The sequence below is a fragment of the Pseudomonas sp. NA-150 genome, from assembly GCF_044336365.1.
In the GTDB taxonomy this organism is placed as follows: Bacteria; Pseudomonadota; Gammaproteobacteria; order Pseudomonadales; family Pseudomonadaceae; genus Aquipseudomonas.
This window is the reverse complement of record NZ_CP172305.1, coordinates 4318420-4344493: the sequence shown is the minus strand read 5'-3', so window position 1 is coordinate 4344493 and position 26074 is coordinate 4318420. Positions and strand designations below refer to the sequence as shown.

The 26074-nt window shown below is 56.1% G+C and carries 25 protein-coding genes, 1 tRNA gene and 2 pseudogenes; 21 read left to right on the top strand and 7 right to left on the bottom strand.

Annotated features, from left to right (window positions below; all coding sequences use genetic code 11):
* Positions 1–3: 3 nt before the first annotated feature.
* The gene (locus ACF0H7_RS20525; RefSeq protein ID WP_397453964.1) at positions 4–282 is read right to left on the bottom strand and encodes a DUF1654 domain-containing protein; all 279 of its coding nucleotides are present in this window, start codon (positions 280–282) and stop codon (positions 4–6) included.
* Between the two features lie 250 nt (positions 283–532).
* Here ACF0H7_RS20525 and ACF0H7_RS20520 point away from each other — a divergent pair, with 250 nt between their 5' ends.
* The 7 genes and pseudogenes from ACF0H7_RS20520 to ACF0H7_RS20490 all read left to right on the top strand — a co-directional run.
* Positions 533–1483: a sugar ABC transporter substrate-binding protein gene (locus ACF0H7_RS20520; RefSeq protein WP_397448695.1), complete on the top strand. Its 951-nt coding sequence runs from the start codon at positions 533–535 to the stop codon at positions 1481–1483.
* Between the two features lie 52 nt (positions 1484–1535).
* Positions 1536–3089, top strand: a complete 1554-nt coding sequence (locus ACF0H7_RS20515; RefSeq protein WP_397448694.1) for a sugar ABC transporter ATP-binding protein — start codon at positions 1536–1538, stop codon at positions 3087–3089.
* Positions 3086–4093, top strand: coding sequence for an ABC transporter permease (locus ACF0H7_RS20510; protein ID WP_397448693.1), 1008 nt, complete (start codon positions 3086–3088; stop codon positions 4091–4093). The genes ACF0H7_RS20515 and ACF0H7_RS20510 overlap by 4 nt, the downstream gene beginning before the upstream one ends.
* A 1-nt stretch (position 4094) precedes the next feature.
* Positions 4095–5114, top strand: a complete 1020-nt coding sequence (locus ACF0H7_RS20505; protein ID WP_397448692.1) for a LacI family DNA-binding transcriptional regulator — start codon at positions 4095–4097, stop codon at positions 5112–5114.
* Positions 5115–5137: 23 nt separating this feature from the next.
* Positions 5138–6058, top strand: a complete 921-nt coding sequence (gene rbsK / locus ACF0H7_RS20500) for a ribokinase (protein ID WP_397448691.1) — start codon at positions 5138–5140, stop codon at positions 6056–6058.
* On the top strand, positions 6055–6459 hold the full coding sequence (gene rbsD, locus ACF0H7_RS20495; RefSeq protein ID WP_397448690.1) for a D-ribose pyranase: 405 nt from the start codon (positions 6055–6057) through the stop codon (positions 6457–6459). The genes rbsK and rbsD overlap by 4 nt, the downstream gene beginning before the upstream one ends.
* A gap of 33 nt (positions 6460–6492) precedes the next feature.
* Positions 6493–7434 (top strand): annotated as a pseudogene (locus ACF0H7_RS20490) (nucleoside hydrolase); the annotation flags it as partial.
* A 50-nt stretch (positions 7435–7484) separates the two neighbouring features.
* Here the strand turns inward: ACF0H7_RS20490 and ACF0H7_RS20485 are convergent.
* Positions 7485–7691, bottom strand: coding sequence for a hypothetical protein (locus tag ACF0H7_RS20485; protein WP_397448689.1), 207 nt, complete (start codon positions 7689–7691; stop codon positions 7485–7487).
* 316 nt (positions 7692–8007) lie between these two features.
* Between ACF0H7_RS20485 and ACF0H7_RS20480 the strand changes: the two are divergent.
* A pseudogene (locus ACF0H7_RS20480) lies at positions 8008–8324 on the top strand (I78 family peptidase inhibitor).
* 71 nt (positions 8325–8395) lie between these two features.
* Here the strand turns inward: ACF0H7_RS20480 and ACF0H7_RS20475 are convergent.
* Positions 8396–8608 (bottom strand): cold-shock protein, encoded by a 213-nt coding sequence (locus ACF0H7_RS20475; protein WP_003179963.1) that lies wholly within the window; start codon positions 8606–8608, stop codon positions 8396–8398.
* A 283-nt stretch (positions 8609–8891) separates the two neighbouring features.
* The gene (locus ACF0H7_RS20470) at positions 8892–9212 is read right to left on the bottom strand and encodes a hypothetical protein (RefSeq protein ID WP_397448688.1); all 321 of its coding nucleotides are present in this window, start codon (positions 9210–9212) and stop codon (positions 8892–8894) included.
* Positions 9213–9571: 359 nt separating this feature from the next.
* On the opposite strand from ACF0H7_RS20470, the gene thrS reads away from it, so the two are divergent.
* The 13 genes from thrS to ACF0H7_RS20405 all read left to right on the top strand — a co-directional run bounded on the left by thrS (position 9572) and on the right by ACF0H7_RS20405 (position 21409).
* Positions 9572–11494, top strand: a complete 1923-nt coding sequence (gene thrS / locus ACF0H7_RS20465) for a threonine--tRNA ligase (RefSeq protein ID WP_397448687.1) — start codon at positions 9572–9574, stop codon at positions 11492–11494.
* Positions 11494–12045, top strand: coding sequence for a translation initiation factor IF-3 (infC, locus tag ACF0H7_RS20460; RefSeq protein WP_296251578.1), 552 nt, complete (start codon positions 11494–11496; stop codon positions 12043–12045). The genes thrS and infC overlap by 1 nt, the downstream gene beginning before the upstream one ends.
* 60 nt (positions 12046–12105) lie before the next feature.
* Positions 12106–12300 carry a 50S ribosomal protein L35 gene (rpmI, locus tag ACF0H7_RS20455; protein WP_003442181.1) on the top strand — a complete coding sequence of 65 codons (195 nt, stop codon included), beginning with the start codon at positions 12106–12108 and terminating at the stop codon, positions 12298–12300.
* 28 nt (positions 12301–12328) lie between these two features.
* Positions 12329–12685, top strand: a complete 357-nt coding sequence (gene rplT / locus ACF0H7_RS20450) for a 50S ribosomal protein L20 (RefSeq protein ID WP_007905879.1) — start codon at positions 12329–12331, stop codon at positions 12683–12685.
* Positions 12686–12790: 105 nt separating this feature from the next.
* On the top strand, positions 12791–13807 hold the full coding sequence (gene pheS / locus ACF0H7_RS20445) for a phenylalanine--tRNA ligase subunit alpha (RefSeq protein ID WP_397448686.1): 1017 nt from the start codon (positions 12791–12793) through the stop codon (positions 13805–13807).
* Positions 13808–13835: 28 nt separating this feature from the next.
* Complete coding sequence (gene pheT, locus ACF0H7_RS20440; RefSeq protein WP_397448685.1) at positions 13836–16214, top strand: phenylalanine--tRNA ligase subunit beta; 2379 nt, start codon at positions 13836–13838, stop codon at positions 16212–16214.
* A 3-nt stretch (positions 16215–16217) separates the two neighbouring features.
* On the top strand, positions 16218–16520 hold the full coding sequence (gene ihfA / locus ACF0H7_RS20435; protein ID WP_002553164.1) for an integration host factor subunit alpha: 303 nt from the start codon (positions 16218–16220) through the stop codon (positions 16518–16520).
* Positions 16501–16860, top strand: a complete 360-nt coding sequence (locus tag ACF0H7_RS20430; protein ID WP_397448684.1) for a MerR family transcriptional regulator — start codon at positions 16501–16503, stop codon at positions 16858–16860. The genes ihfA and ACF0H7_RS20430 overlap by 20 nt, the downstream gene beginning before the upstream one ends.
* Positions 16861–16946: 86 nt before the next feature.
* Positions 16947–17023 (top strand) — tRNA-Pro (locus tag ACF0H7_RS20425).
* A gap of 703 nt (positions 17024–17726) precedes the next feature.
* Positions 17727–18032, top strand: coding sequence for a hypothetical protein (locus tag ACF0H7_RS20420; protein ID WP_397448683.1), 306 nt, complete (start codon positions 17727–17729; stop codon positions 18030–18032).
* A 54-nt stretch (positions 18033–18086) separates the two neighbouring features.
* Positions 18087–19157, top strand: a complete 1071-nt coding sequence (locus ACF0H7_RS20415; RefSeq protein ID WP_397448682.1) for an ABC-three component system protein — start codon at positions 18087–18089, stop codon at positions 19155–19157.
* Positions 19158–19592 carry an ABC-three component system middle component 2 gene (locus ACF0H7_RS20410; RefSeq protein WP_397448681.1) on the top strand — a complete coding sequence of 145 codons (435 nt, stop codon included), beginning with the start codon at positions 19158–19160 and terminating at the stop codon, positions 19590–19592. It begins immediately after the preceding gene.
* Positions 19592–21409, top strand: a complete 1818-nt coding sequence (locus ACF0H7_RS20405) for an AAA family ATPase (RefSeq protein ID WP_397448680.1) — start codon at positions 19592–19594, stop codon at positions 21407–21409. Before ACF0H7_RS20410 ends, ACF0H7_RS20405 begins: the two co-directional genes overlap by 1 nt.
* A gap of 303 nt (positions 21410–21712) precedes the next feature.
* Here ACF0H7_RS20405 and ACF0H7_RS20400 read toward each other — a convergent pair whose 3' ends face one another.
* From ACF0H7_RS20400 to ACF0H7_RS20390, 3 genes are all read right to left on the bottom strand, one after another.
* A complete protein-coding gene (locus ACF0H7_RS20400; RefSeq protein ID WP_397448679.1) occupies positions 21713–22741 on the bottom strand; it encodes a hypothetical protein in 1029 nt (342 codons plus the stop codon).
* A gap of 240 nt (positions 22742–22981) precedes the next feature.
* Complete coding sequence (locus ACF0H7_RS20395; protein ID WP_397448678.1) at positions 22982–24358, bottom strand: hypothetical protein; 1377 nt, start codon at positions 24356–24358, stop codon at positions 22982–22984.
* Positions 24359–24395: 37 nt separating this feature from the next.
* Positions 24396–26003 carry a hypothetical protein gene (locus tag ACF0H7_RS20390; RefSeq protein ID WP_257102477.1) on the bottom strand — a complete coding sequence of 536 codons (1608 nt, stop codon included), beginning with the start codon at positions 26001–26003 and terminating at the stop codon, positions 24396–24398.
* Positions 26004–26074: the final 71 nt, after the last annotated feature.

Below are 26074 nucleotides of genomic sequence, written 5' to 3'. Positions count from 1 at the left end.
CCGTCAATCTTCCTTCGGCACGGTCCAGAAAATCTGCACGCCACCGTCGTCGCGGTAGGCGAGGGTGACGTTATCGTTTTCGGCGATTTCTTCGAGCAGTTGCGCCCAGTCATCGTCCAGTTCGTCGACCTGGCGTAACAGCAGTGCGGTTCTGGCTTTTTGCGCCGTGGGGGAATTGATGATTTTCTGAACCCGTACGCCGAGTCGTTCGTAGGAGCCAGGAACTGAAGAAGCTGCTGATGGATTTGCCACGATGAAGTCCTTGATTAGCTGTACGTGCATACAGTATTTCACCGTAAGATTTTTCGCAACTGTCTGTTTGAAGGCTCTAAATCCGATGGCACTGTTGCGCTGATCCGAACCTTCGCCAAACTTATTGCTTTGCGACAGCTGCTCGTCGCGCGATTTCCCTCGTATGATGGGCGCACGTGCCAGTTGACAAATGTCGCTGGCATTCGCATAGTTCACTCACGCAAACGTTTGCGCCTCCCGCACGCGTTGCCGAAAATAATCATAAGATCGGAGTGAACTCATGAAGCTGCCATTCGCTGCTCGTCTTCTCGCTGTCGCCATGCTTTCTGCCGCTTCCGCGGTCCTCCCGCTGTCTGCTGCCCACGCTGCTGATAAACCCAAAGTCGCCTTGGTCATGAAATCCCTGGCCAACGAATTCTTCCTGACCATGGAAGACGGCGCCAAGGATTATCAGAAAGCGCATTCCGCTGATTTCGACCTGATCTCCAATGGCATCAAGGATGAGACGGATACTGCCGCCCAGATTGCCATCGTCAACCAGATGATCGTGCAAAAGGTTGACGCATTGGTCATCGCACCGGCTGACTCCAAAGCCATGGTGGCGGTGATCGATAAAGCCATGAAAGCCGGGATCAAGGTGGTCAACATCGATAACCAGCTCGACGCTGGCGTGCTGAAAACCAAAGGCATCGAAGTACCCTTCGTGGGCCCGGACAACCGCAAAGGCGCGAAGCTGGTAGGCGACTACCTGGCCAAGCAACTGAAAGCGGGTGACGAGGTGGGTGTGATTGAAGGTGTTTCCACCACGACCAACGCCCAGCAACGCAGCGCCGGCTTCAAGGATGCAATGGATGCGGCGGGCATGAAAATCGTTTCCACACAGTCCGGTGATTGGGAAATCGACAAAGGCAACAAGGTTGCCGCTGCGATGCTGACTCAATACCCGAACATCAAGGCGCTGCTGGCCGGTAACGACAGCATGGCCGTGGGCGCAGTGTCGGCCGTTCGTGCCGCAGGCAAGGCCGGTAAAGTCCAGGTGGTGGGCTACGACAACATCAACGCGATCAAGCCAATGCTCAAGGATGGCCGTGTGTTGGCTACCGCTGACCAGTACGCCGCCAAACAAGCGGTATTTGGCATCGAAGCCGCGTTGAAGATGGTCAAAGGTGAAGACACCGGCGCAGTCAATGGTGTGATCCAGACGCCGGTCGAATTGGTCACCAAGCAGTAAGTATTCCCGCTTAACAGCGCCCGTCCTCAGCGGCGGGCGCCTGGAGATTTCTATGTCAGCGTCTGCTCAGGCGGCTGTTCTATCTGTCAGCGGCATCGGCAAAACCTACGCTCAACCGGTTCTCGGCAACATCGACCTGACGCTGATGCGCGGCGAAGTCTTGGCCCTGACGGGGGAGAACGGTGCCGGTAAAAGCACGCTGTCAAAAATTATTGGCGGCCTGGTGACTCCCACCACCGGGCACATGCAGTACCAGGGCCAGGCCTACGCACCCGCCAGCAGAGCCCAGGCCGAGCAGCTTGGTGTGCGCATGGTGATGCAGGAGCTCAACCTGCTGCCGACACTGTCGGTGGCGGAAAACCTGTTCCTCGACAACCTGCCCAGTCGTGCCGGTTTCATCAATCGCAAACAACTGCGCAGCGACGCGATCAAGGCCATGGCCCAGGTTGGTCTGGATGCCATCGACCCAGACACCCTGGTCAGTGAACTGGGGATTGGCCACCAGCAGATGGTGGAGATTGCGCGTAACCTGATTGGCGACTGCCATGTGCTGATCCTCGATGAACCCACGGCGATGTTGACCTCCCGTGAAGTCGAGATGCTGTTTGAGCAAATCACCCGCCTGCAGTCCCGGGGCGTGTCGATTATCTATATCTCCCATCGCCTGGAAGAACTGGCACGGGTCGCCCAGCGCATTGCCGTGCTGCGTGACGGGCAGTTGGTCTGTGTCGAGCCGATGGCAAACTACAACAGTGAGCAGTTGGTCACCTTGATGGTTGGCCGTGAGCTGGGCGAGAAAATCGACCTCGGCCCGCGTCAGATCGGCGAGGTTGCCTTGTCAGTCAAAGGCCTGGGGCGCTCGGACAAAGTCCGCGATGTGTCGTTTGAAGTACGGGCGGGCGAGATCTTCGGTATTTCCGGATTGATCGGCGCGGGTCGTACCGAATTGCTGCGCCTGATCTACGGCGCCGACCTCGCCGACAGCGGCAGCGTCGAGGTAGGCAAGCCGCTGCGTGCAGCGAGCATTCGTTCACCCGTCGATGCGGTCAAGCACGGCATTGCGCTGATTACCGAAGACCGCAAGGGCGAAGGCCTGCTGTTGACCCAATCGATCAGCGCCAATATTGCGCTGGGCAACATGTCAGCCATTTCCAGTGGCGGTGTGGTCAATGGTCGCGATGAAACACAGCTGGCTCAGCGCCAGGTCGAAGCCATGCGCATTCGCAGTTCGAGCACCACGCAGTTGGTCTCCGAACTGTCGGGCGGTAACCAGCAGAAAGTCGTGATCGGCCGTTGGCTGGAGCGCGATTGCAGCGTGATGCTGTTCGATGAGCCGACCCGAGGCATCGACGTCGGGGCCAAATTCGATATCTACGCGTTGCTCGGCGAGTTGACGCGTCAGGGCAGGGCGCTGGTGGTGGTCTCCAGCGATCTGCGTGAACTGATGTTGATCTGCGACCGGATCGGTGTGTTGTCCGCCGGGCGCTTGATCGACACTTTCGAGCGCGACACCTGGACCCAGGATGAATTGCTTGCCGCCGCTTTCGCCGGCTACCAAAAACGTGATGCGCTGCTGAATGAAGCAGCGCCCAGGAACGACTCATGAAAACCTCCACTACCACGAGCAACAGCGAAAAATCCGTGGCTTCGCCGGGCAAGCGCAGCGCTAATTACTATGGCCTGGGCACTTACCTGGGGCTGGCGGGGGCGTTGCTGGCAATGATTGTGCTGTTTTCCTTGCTCAACGATCACTTCCTGTCATACGAAACCTTCAGCACCTTGGCCAACCAGATTCCGGACTTGATGGTGCTGGCGGTCGGCATGACCTTCGTCCTGATCATTGGCGGTATCGACCTGTCGGTGGGTTCAGTGCTGGCTTTGGCGGCATCGACCGTCAGTGTCGCGACCCTTAGTTGGGGCTGGGACATCATCCCGGCGGCGCTGCTCGGCATGTTCTGTGCGGCCATTGCGGGCACGGTGACCGGCTCGATTACCGTGGCCTGGCGCATTCCATCGTTCATCGTCTCCCTCGGTGTGCTGGAGATGGCGCGCGGCCTGGCGTATCAAATGACCGGTTCGCGCACCGCCTACATCGGTGACGCTTATGCATGGTTGTCGAACCCGGTGGCGTTCGGCATCTCGCCCTCGTTCATCATTGCCCTGCTGATCATCGTCGTCGCCCAGGCAGTGCTGACCCGCACGGTGTTTGGCCGCTACCTGATCGGCATTGGTACCAACGAAGAAGCCGTGCGTCTGGCCGGTATCAATCCAAAGCCCTACAAGATCCTGGTGTTTTCGTTGATGGGCCTGCTGGCGGGCGTCGCTTCGCTGTTCCAGATTTCCCGTCTGGAAGCGGCTGATCCGAACGCTGGCTCGGGCCTGGAACTGCAAGTGATTGCCGCGGTGGTCATCGGCGGTACCAGCCTGATGGGTGGCCGCGGCTCGGTGGTCAGCACCTTCTTCGGTGTGCTGATCATCTCGGTGCTGGCTGCTGGCCTGGCGCAGATCGGCGCCAACGAACCCACCAAGCGCATCATCACCGGCGCCGTCATCGTCGTCGCCGTGGTGCTTGATACTTACCGCAGCAACCGCGCACGTCGGCAGGCCTGATATGTCTACGATCAAGGATGTAGCCGCAATGGCGGGGATTTCCTACACAACGGTATCCCATGTCTTGAACAAAACCCGTCCGGTCAGTGATGAGGTGCGGTTGAAGGTCGAGGCGGCCATCGTCGCTCTCGACTACGTGCCCAGCGCCGTGGCCCGCTCATTGAAAGCCAAGTCGACGCTGACCATAGGCCTGTTGATCCCCAACGGGATCAACCCGTATTTCGCCGAGCTGGCGCGGGGCATCGAGGACTACTGCGAGCGCAATGGCTTTTGCGTAATCCTGTGCAACTCCGACGACAACCCCGACAAGCAGCGCAGCTACTTGCGGGTGTTGTTGGAGAAACGCGTCGACGGGCTGATCGTCTCCTCCGTGGGCGGTGATGCCGAGGCCGGCGGGCTGGCCAATGTGCGCACGCCGATGGTGGTAGTCGACCGTGATCTGGACGGCGTTACCGCAGATCTGGTGCGTATCGATCACGAAGAAGGTGCGTACCTGGCCACGTGTCATTTGATTGGTCAGGGGCATCAACACATCGCTTGCATCTGCGGGCCGGCGTCGACCAGTGTCACGCAAATGCGCCTGGCCGGTTATCGCCGGGCCATGCAAGAAGCGCAGTTGGCCATGCCGGAGCACTGGGTGGTCGAAAGCGATTTCACCAGCCCGGGCGGTTATCAGGCGGCGGTCGGCTTGCTGGACCACAACCCGCCGACGGCGATCTTCGCTGGCAACGACATGATCGGCATCGGCGTGTTGCGCGCCGCCGCCGAACGCAATATTCGCGTGCCCGCCGACCTGTCGGTGATCGGTTTCGATGACATCCAGATGAGCCGTTACGTGTACCCGGCGCTGACCACCGTTGGCCAGTCGATCCTGCAGCTGGGCGAGATGGCCGCCGAGGTGTTACTGCGGCGCATTGCGGCACCGACTACCACTGCGGTCGAGCAACGGATCGTCGCGCCGAAGATTGTCCTGCGCGAATCCACCGCGCCACCGACCACCGTCTTCAACGAGTTTCGCTGAACCGAATTAAAGAGTGCTGAAGTATGCAAGCGAAAGTAGTGGTAATTGGCAGTTTGAATATGGACCTGGTGACCCGTGCCGAGCGCCTGCCGCGCGCCGGGGAAACCCTGGCCGGTGAGTCATTCATCACAGTGCCGGGCGGTAAGGGCGCCAATCAGGCGGTGGCCGCCGCTCGCCTGGGCGCCCAAGTGTCGATGGTGGGGTGTGTGGGCGACGACGCGTATGGCGAGCAACTGCGTGCCGCGTTATTGGTTGAGCAAATCGATTGTGATGCGGTAACGGCGGTGCCCGGGATTTCCAGTGGCGTGGCCCTGATCGTGGTCGATGCCAGCAGCCAGAACGCGATCGTCATCGTTGCCGGTGGTAATGGTCGTCTGACCCCCGAGGTGGTTGCACGCTTCGACAGCAAGCTGGCCGAGGCCGATGTGATCATCTGCCAGCTGGAAGTGCCGATGGATACCGTCGAGCACGCCCTGCAACGCGCACGCGAGCTGGGCAAGATCGTCATCCTCAACCCGGCACCGGCCAGCGGCCCGTTGCCGGCGAGCTGGTTCTCGATGCTCGATTACCTGATTCCCAACGAAAGCGAAGCGGCGGCCCTGACCGGGATCACCGTGGATTCGCTGGCCTCCGCCGAAGCAGCGGCAAGCCAACTGCTGAAGGCGGGTGCGGCCAAAGTCATCATCACCCTGGGCGCATTGGGCTCGCTGTTTGCCGACGGCCAGCGCATCACCCACTTCCCGGCGCCGAAGGTTCAGCCGGTTGATACCACGGCTGCGGGCGACACCTTCGTCGGTGGTTTCGCCGCCGCATTGGCACAGGGCAAGAGCGAAGCTGAGGCGATTGCCTTTGGCCAGATTGCCGCCGCGCTGTCGGTTACCCGCGCCGGTGCCCAGCCATCCATTCCACGTCTTAGCGATGTCCAAGGTTTTCGTCCGTCATGAAAAAAACACCTCTGCTCAATATCGCCTTGTCGCGGGTCATTGCCTCGCTAGGCCACGGCGACATCCTGATGATCGTCGACGCCGGCATGCCGGTTCCCCCGGGTGTCGAGCTGATCGATCTGGCGCTGACCCAGGGCACGCCGGATTTCGTCAGCGTGTTGCGCGCGGTCCTGACTGAAATGCAGGTCGAGAGTCATGTGCTGGCCGAGGAGATGCTGGTGAAACAACCGCCAGCGCTGCGCATTGTCGAGGGCCTGCATCTGGAAGGGGCGATGGGGGCGCAGCGTCAGGTCAGTCATGAGGAGCTGAAAAACCTCAGCCGCAAGGCGCGTGCCATCGTGCGCACCGGTGAGTGCCAGCCGTACACCAATATCGCGTTGGTTGCCGGTGTGACGTTTTAAGCGGTCAAGCAGTGGCTACGGAGGGGATGCATGGAACGTCGTGATCTGATCATCGACACCGACCCGGGTGCCGACGACGTCGTCGCCCTGTTGTTGGCCCTGGCGTCGCCTGAAGAGCTGAATGTGCTCGCCATCACCACCGTGGCGGGCAACGTGCGTCTGGACAAGACCTCGCGCAATGCCCGGTTGGCGCTGGAGTGGGCAGGGCGCGAGGAGGTGCCGGTTTACGCCGGGGCGGCGAAACCCTTGGTGCGCTCGCCCATCTATGCCGAAGATATTCATGGCGAAGAAGGCCTGCCAGGCGTCACCGTGCATGAACCCAGACAAGCTCTGGCCCACGGCAATGCGGTGGATTACCTGATCGCGACCCTGCGCAACGCCGCCCCGCACAGCATCACCCTGGCCTTGCTCGGGCCACAGACCAACCTGGCGCTGGCACTGACTCAGGCACCGGACATCAGCCGTGGCATCAACGAAGTGGTGATCATGGGCGGTGCGCATTTCAATGGCGGCAATATCACCCCGGTGGCCGAGTTCAATCTGTTCGCCGACCCGCATGCAGCGCAGGTGGTGCTCGCCAGTGGCGTCCCGCTGACCTACCTGCCGCTGGACGTGACCCACAAACTGCTCACCAGCGAGTCGCGACTCAGGCAAATCGGAGCCTTGAATAATCGAGCGGGCCAGTTGGTGGGGGACATTCTCAACGCCTACATCAAGGCGGACATGGTCCAATACGGATTGCCGGGCGGCCCGGTGCATGACGCCAGCGTAGTCGCCTACCTGCTGCAACCCGAATTGTTCAGCGGCCGGCGGGTCAACGTCGCCATCGACAGCCGCGAAGGCCTGACCTTTGGCCAGTCCGTGGTGGATTGGTACGACGCGCTCAAGGAGGAGAAAAATGCCCTGTGGATCGGCGACGGCGATGCCCAGGGCTTTTTCGATCTGTTGACCGAGCGGCTGGGCCGACTGAAGTAGGTTCTATTCATATGACTGGTTAATGCGGTTTTACGCCGGTCAAATGAGTGTCACTTGCCGAAATGAACGCCCTGATAATCTGACGGGTATTTCTCGAGCACCTGTTGGATGAATGCTGTTGCGCCTGCTGTGCCGAGCTCTTTGAGCAGCAGGTCTATCCCTATGATCGCCAGCTCTTCCGGGCTACCCGGGCTGTAAGAGCATTGTCCCTGAGACCACTTGGCCTTGATGTCAGCATCGATGGATACGGTTGCCATTTATGTCTCGTCTTTTCCGAATAAAAGCTGATGCGCCGACGTGACCGTCATCGAGCGGGGTCGTCAGCGCTGGCAAGTAAACCATTTTGGCCATCATTTGGCACTCATACTTATAGCGATGCGCTCTAGCTGTGAAGCGGTTCGCAGCGCCACGGTCCGTGCGTACCGGGCTACGCTGAGATGAAGGGTTCTACTGAAAACGTTTTGACACGATTTGCCAGCGCACAGTTTGCCGTGCTGGGGCAGACTCCCGCCGTTGGGGCCGATCACTGCCGAGGTGGCTGGCTAACGTCTTATTTCTTGAAGGAGGTTGTATATGCGTTGGAATTTCGCGGCATCAGGTCTGCTGGTTGCGGTCACGCTGGTGGCGGGTTGCAGTACCGACAAACCTTCCGCCAGTTCGGCGACGCCAACCGCCGAGGCGGGGGGAGTGGTTGCAATGCGGCGGCGGCAGGATTCGCCATGGGCCAGAAGGCCTCGCCAGAGTTGGTGGAGCAAGCCCGAATCAAGGCTGGCGCGCGAAATGTGCGTTTGCTCAAGCCCAATGACATGGTCACCCTCGAATACCGCTCGGACCGGCTGAACCTGAACGCGGATGACAACAGCGTCATCACCCGGATCAACTGCGGTTAAGCCGTCGCCGGTTTTTTCTCGCCCATAAAAAACCCCGTCACGTGGACGGGGTTTTTTAAGTTCGGGGAGATTTACTCCGGACGAACCTGAGCAGCTTGCATGCCCTTCTGGCCTTTCTCAGCCACGAACGAAACAGTTTGGCCTTCTTTCAGGCTTTTGAAACCGTCGCTTTCGATAGCTTTGAAGTGTACGAACAGGTCGTCACCGCCACCCTGTGGGGTGATAAAGCCGAAGCCTTTTTCATCGTTGAACCATTTTACGGTGCCGGTTTGGCGATTAGACATGGTGTATCTCCAAGAACATAATTTTTTCAGTAGTACTGTGCTGCTCAGGCCAACTGGGCACACCGGGCTATCATAGTCGAAATGTTTGGATGTAGAGCGCTTTCGCAGCACAGTTTACAAAAGCAATACACCATCCATCGCTTTCCATTCGTCTGAGAGCCCCGATCTACAAGGCTTTCAGGTGGTTTTCGCTGCCGTTAAAAAAATCCACTTTTGCTCATAATTTTGTGGGAAAAAACCAGAAAACCACGTGGTAATTCGAATTTTCCACCTGTTTTCGGGGTCATTTCCTCGGGCAGGCTCGGTCGATGGCTGGCAACAGCTTGGCTCGGGCCGCACGGCCCGCATCGCTGTCGGCATCGATTACTTTCAATTCGGCACTGGTCAGCGTTTTCTCGACGGTGTCGGCTCCGCAGGTGCAGTGACTCTGCGCCTCGGGTCGGGTGAGTTTGTTCGAATTGCTCGGATTAGAGGCTGCGTTGACGCAATCATTGACGAACTGAGCCCTGCCGGCTCCTGGCCAGGCGACCGACTCGGCCTGTGCACCCAACGGCAACAGCAGTGCCAGAGAGGCTGCGAGCGTGAGTAAGCGATTAAAACGCATGCTTGAGTACTCCTTGTGATGAGTGCGGGGTCACAACGTTCACTCTTCATCTGAGCGGCGCTGGATCGTGCAAGTTCACTGTAGAAGCTGATTTCGCCTGCCGCCGTCGATTTGACACAAGTCTGGGCTTTGTTCTCGAACATCTGTGATAGGATGCGCGGCTGAATAAGTGGGTGACCGAGCGATTCTCCGTCATTCGTGCTTGTAGAGTTTGTTTTACTCCAGTCACTTAGGTTCGGTTTAAAGGGTTAGCTTTCGAGCATCTGCCACTGTGAGGCAGGAACACCCCCGGATCTTGTACTGGCTCATCCCAACCCACGTGACCTTTGGTAGGGGTCACCACTAGGAGAGGAGGCGCCATGCCCACCATTACTCTTCCCGACGGCAGTCAACGTTCATTCGATCAGGCAGTTTCCGTAGCCGATGTCGCGCTATCCATTGGCGCAGGTCTGGCCAAGGCCACCGTGGCCGGCAAGGTCAATGGCCAGCTGGTCGACGCCAGCGATCTGATCGAAGGCGATGCAACGCTGCAGATCATTACGTCCAAGGATCAAGAGGGGCTGGAGATCATCCGTCACTCCTGCGCTCACCTGGTCGGCCACGCGGTCAAGCAACTGTACCCGACCGCAAAAATGGTCATCGGGCCGGTGATTGACGATGGCTTCTATTACGATATCGCCTACGAGCGTCCGTTCACGCCGGATGATTTGCTGGCGATCGAGCAGCGCATGCAGCAGCTGATCGAAAAAGATTACGACGTCATCAAGAAAGTCACCCCGCGTGCCGAAGTGATCGAAGTGTTCACTGCGCGCCAGGAAGACTACAAGCTGCGTCTGGTCGAAGACATGCCCGAGCAACAGACCATGGGCCTGTACTACCACGAAGAATACGTCGACATGTGCCGCGGTCCGCACGTGCCGAACACTCGTTTCCTCAAGTCGTTCAAGCTGACCAAGCTGTCAGGCGCCTACTGGCGTGGCGATGCGAAAAACGAACAGTTGCAGCGTGTCTACGGCACGGCCTGGGCTGACAAGAAGCAGCTGGCTGGCTACATCCAGCGCATCGAAGAAGCTGAAAAGCGCGATCACCGCAAGCTGGGCAAGCGTCTGGGGCTGTTCCATACCCAGGAAGAAGCTCCGGGCATGGTGTTCTGGCACCCGAACGGCTGGACGTTGTACCAGGCGCTCGAGCAATACATGCGCAAAATTCAGCGCGAGAACGGTTATCTGGAGATCAAAACTCCACAAGTGGTCGATCGTTCCCTGTGGGAAAAGTCTGGTCACTGGGCTAACTACGCCGAGAACATGTTCACCACTCAGTCTGAAAGCCGCGACTATGCGATCAAGCCGATGAACTGCCCGTGCCACGTGCAGGTGTTCAACCAAGGCCTGAAGAGCTACCGCGAGTTGCCGATGCGTCTGGCCGAATTCGGTGCCTGCCACCGTAACGAGCCGTCCGGTGCGCTGCACGGGATCATGCGCGTACGTGCCTTCACCCAGGACGATGCCCACATCTTCTGTACCGAAGAGCAGATGCAGGCCGAGTCGGCAGCGTTCATTAAATTGACCCTGGATGTGTACGCTGACTTCGGCTTCAAGGACATCGAGCTGAAACTGTCGACTCGTCCGGAAAAGCGCGTTGGCTCCGACGATCTGTGGGATCGCGCCGAAAGCGCGTTGGCCGCCGCCCTCGACAGCGCCGGTTTGCCGTATGATCTGCAGCCGGGCGAAGGGGCATTCTACGGTCCGAAAATCGAATTTTCGCTGAAAGATTGCCTCGGTCGTGTCTGGCAGTGCGGTACACTGCAGCTCGATTTCAACCTGCCGATCCGTTTGGGCGCCGAGTACGTCTCGGAAGATAACAGCCGCAAGCACCCGGTCATGTTGCACCGTGCAATTCTCGGATCCTTCGAGCGTTTCATCGGAATTTTGATCGAGCACTACGAAGGTGCATTCCCGGCCTGGCTGGCGCCAACGCAGGCAGTGATCCTCAATATCACTGATAAACAGGCAGATTTTGCCCTTGAAGTCGAAAAAACTCTGGCTGAAAGCGGATTTCGTGCCAAGTCTGACTTGAGAAATGAAAAGATCGGCTTTAAAATCCGCGAGCATACTTTGCTCAAGGTTCCCTATCTCTTGGTTATCGGAGATCGGGAAGTCGAAATGCAAACTGTCGCTGTGCGGACACGTGAAGGTGAAGACCTCGGCTCGATGCCGGTCGCACAATTCGCTGAATTCCTCGCACAAGCGGTTTCCCGGCGTGGTCGCCATGATTCGGAGTAATTATTATTAAGCGTGAAATGAGACAAGATAAACGAGCTGCACCGAAGGCCCCGATCAACGAGAATATCTCGGCCCGCGAGGTTCGGTTAATTGGCGCTGACGGCGAGCAGATTGGCATCGTCTCGATTGATGAAGCGCTTCGTATTGCTGAAGAAGCCAAGCTCGATCTGGTAGAAATTTCTGCCGACGCAGTACCTCCGGTCTGCCGTGTCATGGACTACGGCAAGTCGATCTTCGAGAAGAAGAAGCAGGTCGCTGCGGCGAAGAAGAACCAGAAACAGGTTCAGGTTAAAGAAATCAAGTTTCGTCCAGGGACGGAGGAAGGGGATTACCAGGTAAAACTGCGCAACCTGGTACGTTTCCTGAGTGATGGGGACAGGGCCAAGGTATCGTTAAGATTCCGCGGTCGTGAGATGGCCCACCAGGAGCTGGGGATGGAACTGTTGAAGCGGGTTGAAGGTGACCTGCTCGAATACGGTTCGGTCGAACAGCATCCTAAGATGGAAGGACGCCAACTTATTATGGTCATCGCCCCGAAAAAGAAGAAGTAACCTCCAGGGCACGGCAGGCCTAGTGGTTATGTTTATCAACTGAATGCGGAGTATCCGAACATGCCAAAGATGAAGACTAAAAGTGGTGCTGCTAAGCGGTTTTTGAAAACCGCTAACGGTATCAAGCACAAGCACGCTTTCAAGAGCCACATTCTGACCAAAATGTCGACCAAGCGTAAGCGTCAACTACGCGGTAGCAGCTTGCTGCATCCGTCTGACGTGGCAAAAGTGAAGCGCATGCTGCGCCTTTGCTAATTTCGGTCAAGAATAGAGGAAGTAACTCATGGCTCGTGTAAAGCGTGGCGTCATTGCCCGTAAGCGTCACAAAAAAATTCTGAAACTTGCTAAAGGCTACTACGGCGCGCGTTCACGCGTATTCCGTGTTGCCAAACAAGCGGTAATCAAGGCAGGCCAATACGCCTACCGTGACCGTCGTCAGAAAAAACGTCAGTTCCGCGCTCTGTGGATCGCTCGTATCAACGCTGGTGCTCGTATCAACGGTCTGTCCTACAGCCGTTTCATCGCCGGCCTGAAGAAAGCGTCCATCGAGATCGACCGTAAGGTTCTGGCTGATCTGGCAGTGAACGAAAAAGCGGCGTTTGCTGCGATTGTCGAGAAAGCTAAAGCCACTTTGGCCTAAGTCCCCCGACAATCACCGGGCCCGGTTTCCGGGTCTGGTGTTAAACGTCATAAATAGGGGAAGAGCCTTCAAGCTCTTCCCCTATTTCGTATCTGGAGTCTGTAAATGGAAAACCTGGATGCGCTGGTCTCTCAAGCGCTTGAGGCTGTGCAACACGCTGAAGACATCAATGCCCTGGAGCAAATCCGGGTTCACTTCCTTGGCAAGAAGGGCGAATTGACTCAGGTGATGAAGACCCTGGGGAATTTGCCGGCTGAAGAGCGTCCGCACGTCGGTGCTCTGATCAACGTCGCCAAGGAGCGTGTCACAGAGGTTCTCAATGCGCGTAAAGCGTCGTTGGAGCAAGCGGAACTGACCGCCAAGCTCGCGGCCGAGTCCATTGATGTCACCTTGCCGGGCCGTGGCCAGACCTCGGGTGGTCTGCACCCGATTACCCGGACTCTGGAACGGATCGAGCAATTCTTCACCCACATTGGCTACGGCATCGCCGAAGGCCCTGAGGTCGAAGACGATCATCACAATTTCGAGGCGCTTAACATCCCAGGCCACCACCCGGCCCGCGCGATGCATGACACCTTCTATTTCAATGCGAACATGCTGTTGCGCACCCACACCTCGCCGGTGCAAGTGCGGACCATGGAAACGCAGCAACCGCCGATCCGCATCGTCTGCCCGGGTCGGGTATACCGTTGCGATTCGGATATCACCCACTCGCCGATGTTCCACCAGATCGAAGGCCTGCTGGTCGACCGCGACATCAACTTCGCGGATCTGAAGGGCACCATCGAAGAGTTCCTGCGCGTGTTCTTCGAAAAAGAGCTGGCGGTGCGATTCCGTCCATCGTTCTTCCCGTTCACCGAGCCATCGGCTGAAGTCGACATCCAGTGCGTGATGTGCAGCGGCAAAGGCTGCCGTGTGTGCAAGCAGACCGGCTGGCTGGAAGTGCTGGGCTGCGGCATGGTCCACCCGAACGTGCTGCGCATGTCCGGCATCGACCCGGAAGAGTTCCAGGGCTTTGCCTTCGGCATGGGCGTTGAGCGTCTGGCCATGCTGCGTTACGGCGTGAATGACTTGCGTCTGTTCTTCGACAACGACTTGCGGTTCCTTGCGCAATTTCGCTAGGTCGTAACGTATTAATTAGGAGAGCAGGATGAAATTCAGTGAAAAGTGGCTGCGTGGCTGGGTAAGCCCGCAAGTCTCCCGCGACGAGCTGGTTGCTCGTCTGTCGATGGCCGGTCTTGAGGTCGATAGCGTGACCCCCGCCGCTGGCGAGTTCTCCGGCGTCGTTGTAGGCGAGGTGCTGAGCACCGAACAACACCCGGACGCCGACAAGCTGCGGGTATGCCAGGTCAGCAATGGCGTGGAAACCTTTCAGGTCGTCTGCGGCGCACCCAATGTGCGCCCTGGCCTGAAAATTCCGTTCGCCATGATTGGGGCTGAACTGCCCGGCGACTTCAAAATCAAGAAAGCCAAGCTGCGTGGCGTTGAATCCAACGGCATGCTCTGCTCCCAGGCCGAGCTGCAAGTAGGCGAGGGCAACGACGGTCTGATGGAACTGGCGGCTGATGCGCCAGTGGGTCAGGATATCCGCGTTTACCTGGAATTGGACGACGCGAGCATTGAGGTCGATCTGACCCCGAACCGTGGCGACTGCCTGTCGGTGGCCGGTCTGGCTCGTGAAGTCGGCGCGCTGTACGACGCGCCCGTCACGCGTCCTGCGGTCGTTGCAGTACCTGCGGTACACGACGAAGTGCGTCCGGTTGAAGTGCTGGCGCCGGCGGCCTGCCCGCGTTACCTGGGTCGGGTCATTCGTAACGTCGATCTGTCGCGTCCTACGCCACTGTGGATGGTCGAGCGCCTGCGTCGTTCCGACGTGCGCAGCATCGACGCCGCAGTCGACATCACCAACTACGTGATGCTTGAGCTGGGTCAACCGCTGCACGCCTTCGACCTCGCCGAAATCAATGGCGGCATTCGTGTGCGCATGGCGGAAGAGGGCGAGAAGCTGGTATTGCTCGACGGTCAGGAAGTCAGCCTGCGCGCCGACACCCTGGTCATCGCCGACCACCAACGCGCGCTGGCGATTGCCGGCGTCATGGGTGGCGAACACAGCGGTGTCAGCGACACCACCCGCGACCTGTTCCTCGAAAGCGCTTTCTTCGACAACATTGCTGTCGCCGGCAAGGCCCGTTCCTACGGCCTGCACACCGACGCCTCGCACCGCTATGAGCGTGGCGTGGACTGGCGCCTGGCCCGTGAAGCCATGGAGCGCGCGACCCGCCTGCTGCTGGAGATCACCGGTGGCGAAGCCGGACCGATTATCGAAACCGTCAGCGAAGCGCATCTGCCTTCGGTTGCGCCGGTCATTCTTCGTGCTGAGCGTATCTCCCAGATGCTCGGCATGGAAATGGACCCGGTCGAAGTCGAGCGCCTGCTGACCGGCCTGGACCTGAAGATTTCTTCGGAAGTCGCCGGCCAATGGCGCGTTGAAGTGCCAAGTCACCGTTTCGACATCAGCATCGAAGTCGACCTGATCGAAGAGTTGGCTCGTCTGTACGGCTACAACCGCCTGCCGGTTCGTTACCCGCAAGCGCGTCTGGCGCCGCAAGCCAAGACCGAAGCGCAAGGCGACCTGCCTGCACTGCGTCGCCTGCTGGTGGCCCGTGGTTATCAGGAAGCGATCACCTACAGCTTCATCGATCCGAAGTGGTTCGAGCTGTTCAACCCTGGCGTCGAACCGCTGCTGTTGGCCAACCCGATCTCGGTCGACATGGCCGCCATGCGTTCGTCGCTGTGGCCAGGGCTGGTCAAGGCGCTGCAACACAACCTCAATCGCCAGCAAGACCGCGTGCGCATGTTCGAAAGCGGCCTGCGCTTCGTGGGTCAGTTGGAAGGTTTGAAACAAGAGCCGATGCTCGCCGGCGTAATCTGCGGCAGCCGCCTGCCGGAAGGCTGGGCGCAGGGTCGTGACGCGGTCGACTTCTTCGACATCAAGGCTGATGTTGAAGCGGTACTGGGCTTCTCCGGCGCACTGGCTGAGTTCACCTTCGAGTCGGGCCAACACCCGGCGCTGCACCCAGGCCAGACCGCGCGGATCATGCGCGACGGTCGTGAAGTCGGTTTCGTCGGTGCCCTGCACCCGGAACTGGTGAAAACCCTGGGCCTGGATCGTCCGGTGTTCGTTTTCGAGCTGGTATTGGGTGAAGTGTCCAAGGGCCGTCTGCCGAAATTCCACGAGCTTTCCCGCTTCCCGGAAGTGCGTCGCGACCTCGCCTTGATCGCTGATGAAGGCGTCGCAGCCACCGCAGTACTGGACGTTATTCGTGAAAATGCAGGCGAATGGCTCACAGACCTCAGGCTATTTGACGTATATCAGGGTAAAGGTATTGATCCGCATAGAAAAAGCCTTGCAGTTGGCTTGACCTGGCAGCATCCATCGCGCACTCTTAATGACGATGAGATCAATGCGACGACGCATGTGATCCTCACCTCGCTCGAGGAAAGGTTAAACGCCACGTTAAGGAAGTAGCGTATGGGGGCTCTGACGAAAGCTGAGATGGCCGAACGTCTGTATGAAGAGCTGGGCCTGAATAAACGAGAAGCCAAGGAACTGGTAGAGCTTTTCTTTGAGGAAATCAGGCACGCTCTGGAAGATAACGAGCAGGTCAAATTGTCCGGTTTCGGCAATTTTGACCTGCGAGATAAACGCCAGCGACCTGGTCGTAATCCAAAGACGGGAGAAGAAATCCCGATTACAGCTCGCCGTGTGGTCACCTTTCGTCCAGGGCAGAAGTTGAAGGCCCGAGTTGAGGCTTATGCTGGAACCAAGTCATAACGACGAGCTGCCGCCCATTCCAGGCAAACGCTACTTCACCATCGGTGAAGTCAGCGAGCTCTGCGCGGTAAAACCGCACGTTTTGCGCTATTGGGAACAAGAGTTTCCTCAGCTCAATCCGGTCAAACGACGCGGAAATCGCCGGTATTATCAGCGCCAGGACGTGCTGATGATCCGGCAGATTCGCGCCTTGCTGTACGACCAGGGCTTCACCATCGGCGGCGCGCGACTGCGCATGTCCAGTGACGAAGCCAAGGACGACACAACCCAGTACAAACAAATGATCCGCCAGATGATTTCCGAGCTGGAGGATGTATTGGTGGTACTGCGCAAGGCGTAGGCCAATCCGGATACTTCCAAAATTCAAAGGCTTAGGGTATATTCCTAATTGTTTGTCGCAGGTGCGAGATCAGTTTCACGCCTAGTCGGGGCGTAGCGCAGTCCGGTAGCGCACTAGCATGGGGTGCTAGGGGTCGAGTGTTCGAATCACTCCGTCCCGACCATATAAATCAAAGGGTTGCGAGATTTTATTTCGCGACCCTTTTTATTTGTGAACGATTTTACCCCCACAAAATCGCTGGCTCTGGGTGGAATTCTCACGGCTTTCACGTGGGTAGACGCAGGCGTTAGCGCTCACGCGTGGTCTCTTTATTGAATCGGCTGAAATCTTGTTCTCGACGATTAGGAAAAAGTCGTGGCCGCGTCCGATAAGTTCTGTACGTGTGAGCTAAATCCATAAATGGACATGTCAAATCTATACAAATCAGTAGCTTATTTTTTTGTCCATTGTCCATTTTTCTCAAATCGATGAACATGTCGGCTACCCCCACCCCCCACACAAAGCCCGCAATTCCATAACCCTCAGTCCCCAAGTGCCCCGCACGACTCCTCCAGTTAGCACTCCAGGCGCCCCGTCGGGTTCCCCAGCACGGCGCATTAAAGATAGTATTGTGCCATTACCTATGGACACTTAGATGCCCAGCCACCCCCGCCTAAGGGGAGAGTAGGGCGGTAGGAATTCGGCATGGATCAGCTACGCCACAGAAACGCAGACAGACGACCATCATATCCCGAGGCGGCTACTTGGGAGTCTTAGTCGTGCATGCGATTAGAAGAGCACCCGCTTGAAAGCCTGAAAGCCCAATAACTCAAGAACCCAGACGAATCCCCAGACGAACAATATGCCGACAACTAAGGAACTCATGCATGAGTGAGCAGGAGCAGGAAAAGGGCCAGGAACAGAAGCAGGAATATGCTTTTCATCCTGCCGATCTAGTCGAATACGCGATGGACAAACCCATCGGCGCAGCCCGCGCGGCGCTGGCAATTGGACTGGAAGAAGCTGACGTTGACCCTGAAATCATTATTGCCGAACTGATGGGGGATATGGAGTTGAATCAGCGTTTCCTGAAGAAGCTCACGGGCGCCTTGCGGAAGAATCCAAATAAAATCCTTGGTGAGATGCCAGATCGTATCCAGACCCTACAGGTGGAGCGCGACCTCGGATTATGATATGGGCTAATTACAACTCAGCAAGCAAAGCACGTTGTCGCAGAGGAGTAGCTAATGTCTTTTGGTGAAAATGCCATTAAGCTCCCTCCACCCCCGGAATTCGAGCTCACAGCACTGGATGTAGAAAAAGGTGAAACAGTTCATCCCCTGGATCGCCTGCAGATCATGTCTCCGGATACTTGGGAAATTTTTACGCTGGAGTTCGTCTCTTACTTAGGTAAAGACTACGAATCGGTCACTCGCTGTGCTGGTGCGGGAGACAAGGGGCGCGATGTCATCGCGCGGCATGCGACGGGGTGGGACAATTACCAATGCAAGCACTACAAAGATAAACTGAGCGTAGCAAACGTAGTTGGGGAGCTGGGTAAGCTGGTTTACTACACGTGGAGGGAGGATTACACCCTGCCGCGTGAGTACCGCTTTGTTTCCCCGAAAGGCTGCAGCTCTGATTGCATCGATATGCTGTCCAAGAAGTCTCGCATCAAGGCTGAGATCATTAAGCGTTGGGATAAGGTATGTAAGGATAAGATTACGAAGACGGAGTCCATTCCTCTTGAGGGTGGTCTGTTGGATTATATAAATACCCTTGATTTTTCATTTGTTGATGAAATGTCTTCACAGGAGTTAATTGATAGGCACGCCCTGACGCCATATCACACGACGCGGTTTGGAAGCTATCATCTTAAGCGACCGCAGGTTCGGAAGCCTGAGCCCAGCGCTGTTGGTGATAATGAGAAAATTTATATTGATGCGCTTTTAGATGCGTTCTCTGATGCCGATGGTGCAGAGTATTCATTCAGTAGCGTCATGGACTCTGAGTATAAGGAAGATCTTGAGCGAGCGCGGATTAACTTTTTCAGCGCTGAGTCACTGGAGATATTTTCGCGCGATGCTTTTCCTACAGGATGCTATGAAAGCCTCAAAGGTGAGTGCCACGAAGGCTTGCACAGCGTGGTGCGTAAGAAATTCGATGATGGGTATCAACGTTTTCTCGAAGTAAGCACGCAGTCCGTTAATATTCCATATGACTCTCATCCACTTCGGCATTTCTTGCAGACCTCCGATCGAAAGGGGCTATGTCATCAACTGGTGAATGACCTAAAGTTTAAATGGATTAAGAAATAGATGACGAGCTCAAAGGATTTGTACAACAGCCCTGTGGAAGTTGGTGCACGCATTGTTCTGTTGCTTGCAGGCTTAGCCCGGCAGCTTGATCTCGATGAACTTATCTTCTTTGACTATGCCTCTATTTATAGTAGTGACTTTCAAGGGGATGCAAGCCTGCATCCAGTCCTTTTGAATCGACTTGCCGAACTGGTGCGTAGGCGAGAAATTTTCCCAGGCGCAATAAAACTATTTACCGCTAAAGGTTTGATTACTTCCAAAGTTGATGAGAAAGGTGTTCGATACTCTATTACCAGTGCGGGTAGTGTGTTTGCCGCCAAGTTGAGTACTGAATACCATGTGGATTTCAGAAGACGTGTTTCTTGGGTCGAGGCTAATGTTGATTTTCTCGCTGCTCAACGCCGCACTATTTATAAAATTGACAGGGTGGTCTGATGTATATTGAAAGCGTTGTCGTGAGTGGCCCTGACCGTGCAGACGCCGCTGTTTATTTTGAGAAGGGTGCGAACGTTGTTCAAGGCGGCTCCAACACTGGTAAGTCCTACATTGTTCAGTGCCTGAAGTTTGCCCTTGGTGCAAATACGCCTCCAAAGCCTATCAACGAGTCGCAGGGCTACACCACTCTCAAGGTTAAGTTTGTGCACGATGATGGCCGCTCCTTCACCATTGAGAGGCACCTTTCAGAAAGCTCTAAGCCTACTTTTTACGATGAAGAGGGGAAGGTTCAAACCCTGGGGGTGAAACATAACCCTACAAAGATGAATTCGATCTCCAATCAATTCCTGGATAGGTTGGGGTTGAATGGAAAGCTGTTGTTGAAAGGTACAGCCTCTCTCAATAACGCTTCGTTCTCTCTTCGTGATTTCGAAAAAGCATTTTTGATGGATGAAACGCGAATCGTGGCTGAGTACTCTCCACTGGGTACGGGTCAGAAAGACGAGCGCACTATGGAGACATCCATTCTGAAGCTGTTGCTGACGGGGAAAGACGACACCGGGGTTAAACAGGCTAAAAAGGAGTTGGCGTCAAAAGGGGCATTGAGGCACAGGGCAGCTGCTGTCGAAGACATTATCAAGCAATTCTATCCAGGTGACGACGCGGTTGAGGCGCTTGAACTCCAGAAGCTCAGTTCTTTTACGACCCAAGTTAAGCTTCGGCTCAAGGTGGCTGAAACTGAGCTGGAAGGCGCTTTTCATTCGAGTGAAGGGCTATTCACCCAAAAGGCCAGCCATATCTCCGAACTGGAAGTGGTCGAAGGAAAAATTGCTGAAGATAGGGCCCTACTGGGGCGATTTGGCATGCTTGGCCAGAAATATGAATCAGACCGCCAGCGTCTACAGGGAATTGAGCAAGCGGCAGTCTTACTCGACGAGTCAGACGCGGTGCTTTGTCCAACCTGTGGCAATCATTTCGACTCCGAATCATGCACAACCGATGTCGATGACATCAAGAAGGGGGTTTCCTTCGAGCTGGAGCGAATTTCGAAAAACCTCCATGAGCTTGGGGAGGCACAGGGATCCCTGGCAGCAGCGATTGAACGGAATACTTCCACCGCTGAGACTACCAAAACGTCCATCGCAGCACTGGAGAAGTTGATCTCCACAGAGATTCAGAGCTCAGTGCAGCTGGTAAGCGATCTGAAGGAGCTAGCCTCATGCCTCAACCAGGATCACTCGGCGCTGGATAAGTACGTTACGAATAAGGCCAAGCTAAGAGGGGAGCTGAAAAAGCTGGGTGTATTGCTGCTTGAGGAGCAAAACAAATACACCCCTGAAAGCTTTGAGGAGTCTGCCAAGCCTTTGGTTAAAGAGATTCAGGATATCTTGCAGCGCTGGAGTTTCCCGAATCACGCCCCGGTGGAATTCAACTTCAAAGCCCGGGACATCACCATTGGTGGGAGTGCGAGAGGCAATTTTGGCAAGGGGTATCGAGCCATCGCGTCTTCTGCATTTGCTCTAGGGCTGATGAATCTACTAAAACTCTCTGGGCGCCACCCTGGCTTTGTGGTGCTTGATTCGCCACTGACGACATACAAAGAAGGGGATCCGGAGCCTGAGGAAGATGATGAGGAAGTGGCAGCGGACGTGATTTATGCGTTCTATCAGGATATTGCCGACAACTTCAAAGATTCTCAAGTGATTGTATTTGAGAACAAGGAGCCTGATATGGCGCTCATCCCTCATTTGAATTATCAGCACTTCACGAAAAGCAGAAAGAGTGGGAGATACGGCTTCTTCCCACTACGAGGCTGATCCGACTGTATAGTTTGTCGGTCACCCTTACATGGCGCGGTGATCGACTTACTAGCTTTCGGCTCTCTGTAAACACGAATGATTGGTTTGGGTGAAGGTACAGGCCAAAGCTTAAACCTTCCCGATCAGCGTCATGGGAGCCCTGAGTCTTGAGTCCCGAGTCATGGAGTCGTGGAGAGCTAATAACGCCCAAATATTAACTCGTGGGCTTAACTTGGGCTATCCCCGTGCAGGTCAGCTAAAAAGTCTGTTTGCATGGCGGGCTGTTGAGGTCTTCTCCACAGCCCTGAGCGCATGAAATGATCAGTCGAGAAATTCTACGGTTGCATGCACGAATTGCTGGCCGTCCTCATTCCTCCAGAAGGTATGACTGCATTGCTTACACTGATGCTGAGTCATCGGTGGGTCAATTCTTTGCTGCTTGGTTTCGAGGTCATGACCATGGCATATGCTACAGAACAATTCCCAATCTAACCTGGCTGTTGCCCACTGAGATAAATTGATTTTGACGAGAGGGAGGGAGGCCTCGATGAGTGAGGCAAAGACCTGCGCCCATGCCTCGAACCGCGCCTGTTGGAATGTATGACCTTCCCACTCGCCTCGATCCAGGCCGGTGTTGTTCAGTTTCTCTTCGCTACCATGGATATACCCATTGAGCAGGCTGTAGGCATCGGAGATGGTAGTTTCCAGCTCTGTCGAAATGATCCCATCTTTTTTCAGGCGCGATAGAACTCCGTCCTTGCCACGTATCGAAGGCGCTTGGTACTCGTTAGATTTCCATTTCTTGAACAGCTCGGGCCGTCTGCAAAAATGGATTGGTAAAATGACGCTTTCGATGAATCCGCGCAGCACTTGCATGGACTGACGGTAGTACAGCGCGCCCGCCAGCTGTACAGAGCACATCAGATCAGACCGGGTTTCAAGCATGTGTGAAAGAGAAAAATATCCTGCTTCGGACAAGACGTTGCCGATGGTCTCTTGCCAAGCTATCAATGTCTTGGCTAACCGTCCGAACACAGGGTCATGCTCAAAGTCGACCATCACGGGTGCTTGGGTTCGTGCACCAGGCGCCGGCATTGAATGACTTGCGGTCTCTGCAAAGTGGTCTGCCAAAGCCAGGGCTTGGTTGATCGCTCCCTCCAGCCTTTCATCTGCCTGATCTTCATAACCCGTACCTTCAAGTAGTTTGTGAATGAAGGTATGCAGGTCGTTTCCTGACGCCCAGGCTGATATGGCCTCCGGAACGAATGGCAATATTGAGAGCGCGTTTTGCGGGAAGATTTTCTCTGGGCTCGCGTCAGTAGGGAAGGTACCTTCAAAAACACTGTCCATGAATTTCGATTTCCTTGGTAGATTTTGAAAATGTGAGCCTTCGGGGGGCGAGGGTGAGCATCCCAGCGTCTCGCTGAAATTCTATCGTGATGATTAGGTCTTCCACATGGTGCCATCTGTGGATTTGGAGGAGCAATGTGAATCCAGGAAGAGGCCGCAAGCATCGGCGTTGATCAATTACTTCGCGGAAAGTTTTTCAGCGCTCAGGCTAAGCGATCTTCGGCTTATGGGATCAGTGAATCACGGTGCCGGCAGCAATGAGTAACGTTCAAACAGCGAGCGATAGAATATTGTCAGCACCTCCTCGGCATTAGGCTGCTGAAGCTCGTGAACACCGAAGCGATAGACCTCATACCCCACCAGCCTTAGAGCCCTGTCAGCTGCCATCATCTCGGCGTAGAGGCGGGGACTTGAGCGTCCGGTTGCATCGCAATAGTGGTGTTTGCCATCAATCTCGATGACAACCCGCACCCCGCCCGGCAATAGTAGAAGGAAGTCCATGCGCGACCTGAGCAATGCCTCCTTGCCGCGCCGTGAGACCGTCAGGGGATCCCAGTGAAACCAGACCTCGGGCAGTAAGACTGGAAGTTCAGGAATGTGTGTCGTGAAGGCCTTGAAAAAGCTGCTGAAGGCTAGCGCTTGAGGGGGCGATGATTTAGGCAGGCAGGCCTCCAGGCGCCGATATAGGCGATTTTTGGCCTGGCCTTCCTCGATGTCATAGGTTTGGGCATACCAAGCCTGTAGGTCGCGCCACAAGAGGCCGGTGCTTCCGATAGGTCGGTCATAGATCAGGATATCCGTTGGGTCGGACATCACCTCGATATCGTTGTCCAGGGCGTTGCCGAGTCGCAGATCTGGCTTCGTGGTGGAGGCGAAGATCAGGTTCTTGGGGGAGGACTGCTTGGCTGATCCTACGTAAGCCAAGGAGGCCGTCAGGAAGGCATCGTCCCCCACCCCGACGACAATGTGGACTCCACACGTTTTGAGGGTATCGTTGACGATCTCAATGAATTTTCGCTGAGCGGGTTCGCTGGGCAATACCCGCGAGGAAGCCAAGGCTTCGACGAATCGGCCAAATCGGGCATGCGAGGACTGAAACGCTCCGAGCTTGTCGGAGATCGTCACCGCATCCCAATCGGGATTTTCGATGTAGTGGCGGACAATTTCTTGGCGAAGTGTCGGGGTCGGTCGCAGCAAATTCACAAACGACATCGTGTCGATTTGCCAGAACTCACCGAGCACGTGTTCAAAAGCAGCCCTGTCTATGAATAGCTCGATGGGGTTGAGCCTTTCTGCCAGCTCTCTTCGGTAACGACCGGGGATGACAGGCGCTGTTCCATCGTCCCACACCAGCTCTTGAAGCTGGTCTCGCTCATGAGCCGCAAAGCCAATCAGTTCCAAGGCCGTCTGAGCGGCAGCCAACATTTGAGCATCACTCGAAGCTTCTACTGCTTTCTCAAGGTGTTGCCTTTTGGAGCTGTACTCAGTGCAATCATCCAGCCCTAGCCTGAAAAGCAATTCAGGGATCCGTGTATCCGTGTAGTGGTCTTTCTGGTTGCCCAAGATCTGACTGAAGGTATCTCGCAGGCTGGTGAGGTTTTGCTGGGTTCGAGGCATGCGCAGAGGGGCTCCGATGTCGTTGAACGGATCGTGGTCACCCTAGTTCGATATTCGGCCCGTAGGTCAGAATATCTACCAGGCGCAGCGCTTTTCGAGCATCCGTCTTTAGGTTGGCGAATTCAGGGTCTCGCAGGGCAGTGATGAGCATTGAGCGGTCGCTGGCATCGGTCGCTGCTATGAGCAACTGGCGAGTCCAGTATTTCTTAGAATCTGGATTCTCGGACGCATACACCGCAGGAAAAGCCTGGCCGGCAGTGAATTCGCCGGCATATAACGCGGCTAGTGGCGGCATTGCTTCCAAAGAGGCTTCACGAACAGTGCCTTCGTTGCGCTCCATCGAGTCGGGGATGCTTTCTCGTGCGGTTTCAGCCGCAGCAGATTGTGTGACGGTAAAGGTCGCAATTTCAGTAGCTGGCGGAAGTGTGCGCTCCTGTCTTTTGGCCTCAAGGGCTCTGATGGCTGCGGTACAGCGTTCTTTGAACTGTCCCTGAGCCGATACCGCCGAAGCCCTGCGAAGCTGGCCGATTAGCTGACCGATGTCGTCGACCATCGATACCAAGAACCAGTATGGGCGCTCTGTTCCTTGCTGGCTCAATGCAGTAGCCACGAAAGGCCACACCTCTTGACCGGTGAGCGTTTGCCGATCCAGAGTCTCGCGTAGCTGCTCAGGGCCTTGGAGGCACAAATCGAGCAAGAAGGACTCTGGGGGCAGATCCAGAATACCTTGATCGAGCCGTCCATTTGCATTTCCCACGTCTGCGCCAAACTGCTCACGCGCGTGGCCAAAGGCTTGGCGCATGTCCTGCAAGGCGATAGGTAACGCATTTGGGTCGTTTGGCCGGACAACTACTGGTAGTGCTTGGCCCCCTGCATTCATGCGACGGAACCTCATTGGTGCCGCGCGCTCAAGTGTTTCCAAAAGCAAAGTGATGTCAGCAGGGCGTGGCGAGACTACGGAGCGGTCAAACGCTTCAAGCCACTCCGGTGCTTCTGGGGGGACTTCGGGGAGGATCAGGAACAAAGATCGTAAGGCGTTGACCCGCTCGGTAATTGCATCGGTGCTTTGGAATTTTTGAATGAGGTCATCAATCAATACAGTCTGGTCGATGACTTCATCTGGTGGTATCGGCAACCGATCCATATAGGCGCGGATACGAGTTGACCTGGCTAGGAGCTCAAGGAAACTGTGAACCTTCACGGCTTGTTTCAGTGTCACTGTGCGAGACAAACCAAGGCCAGCATGGAGCCCGGTCGCCCGGTAGGTGAAAAGCACAGAAAATCCTTCTGACGCCTGCAGGATCGACTCGCGGTGTTGAGCGGGGTCGGCTACGCCTGCGGTCAGGAAAGAGCTGGCAGGAATGGGCGCGCGGAGTAAATCCCTCATGTCCGACAAAATCTGTCGCGCGCTTTTGTACTGGGTGGGGGACGCAGCCAGAGCCTCATCGCCCCGAACCTGAACGATAATTGCAGCCAAAGCCTGCTCAGCGGCGGCTCCGATCAATCCAATCGCGGGGGAGTATCGAGCTACCTCAACTCTCAGGCTTCCCCGATTTGGAGTGCCCAGGCAATGCAGCGCCAAGGCCAAAGATTCTTGGCTCGCTTCCAAAAGACGTATTGCGCTGTTACTGAGGTATCTGGGCATCGCGAATCCTTGCACTGCTCAATTGGTGGCTCAGCGGAGGATGGTCTGGAGAGGTCACCGTCTCTGGCTAG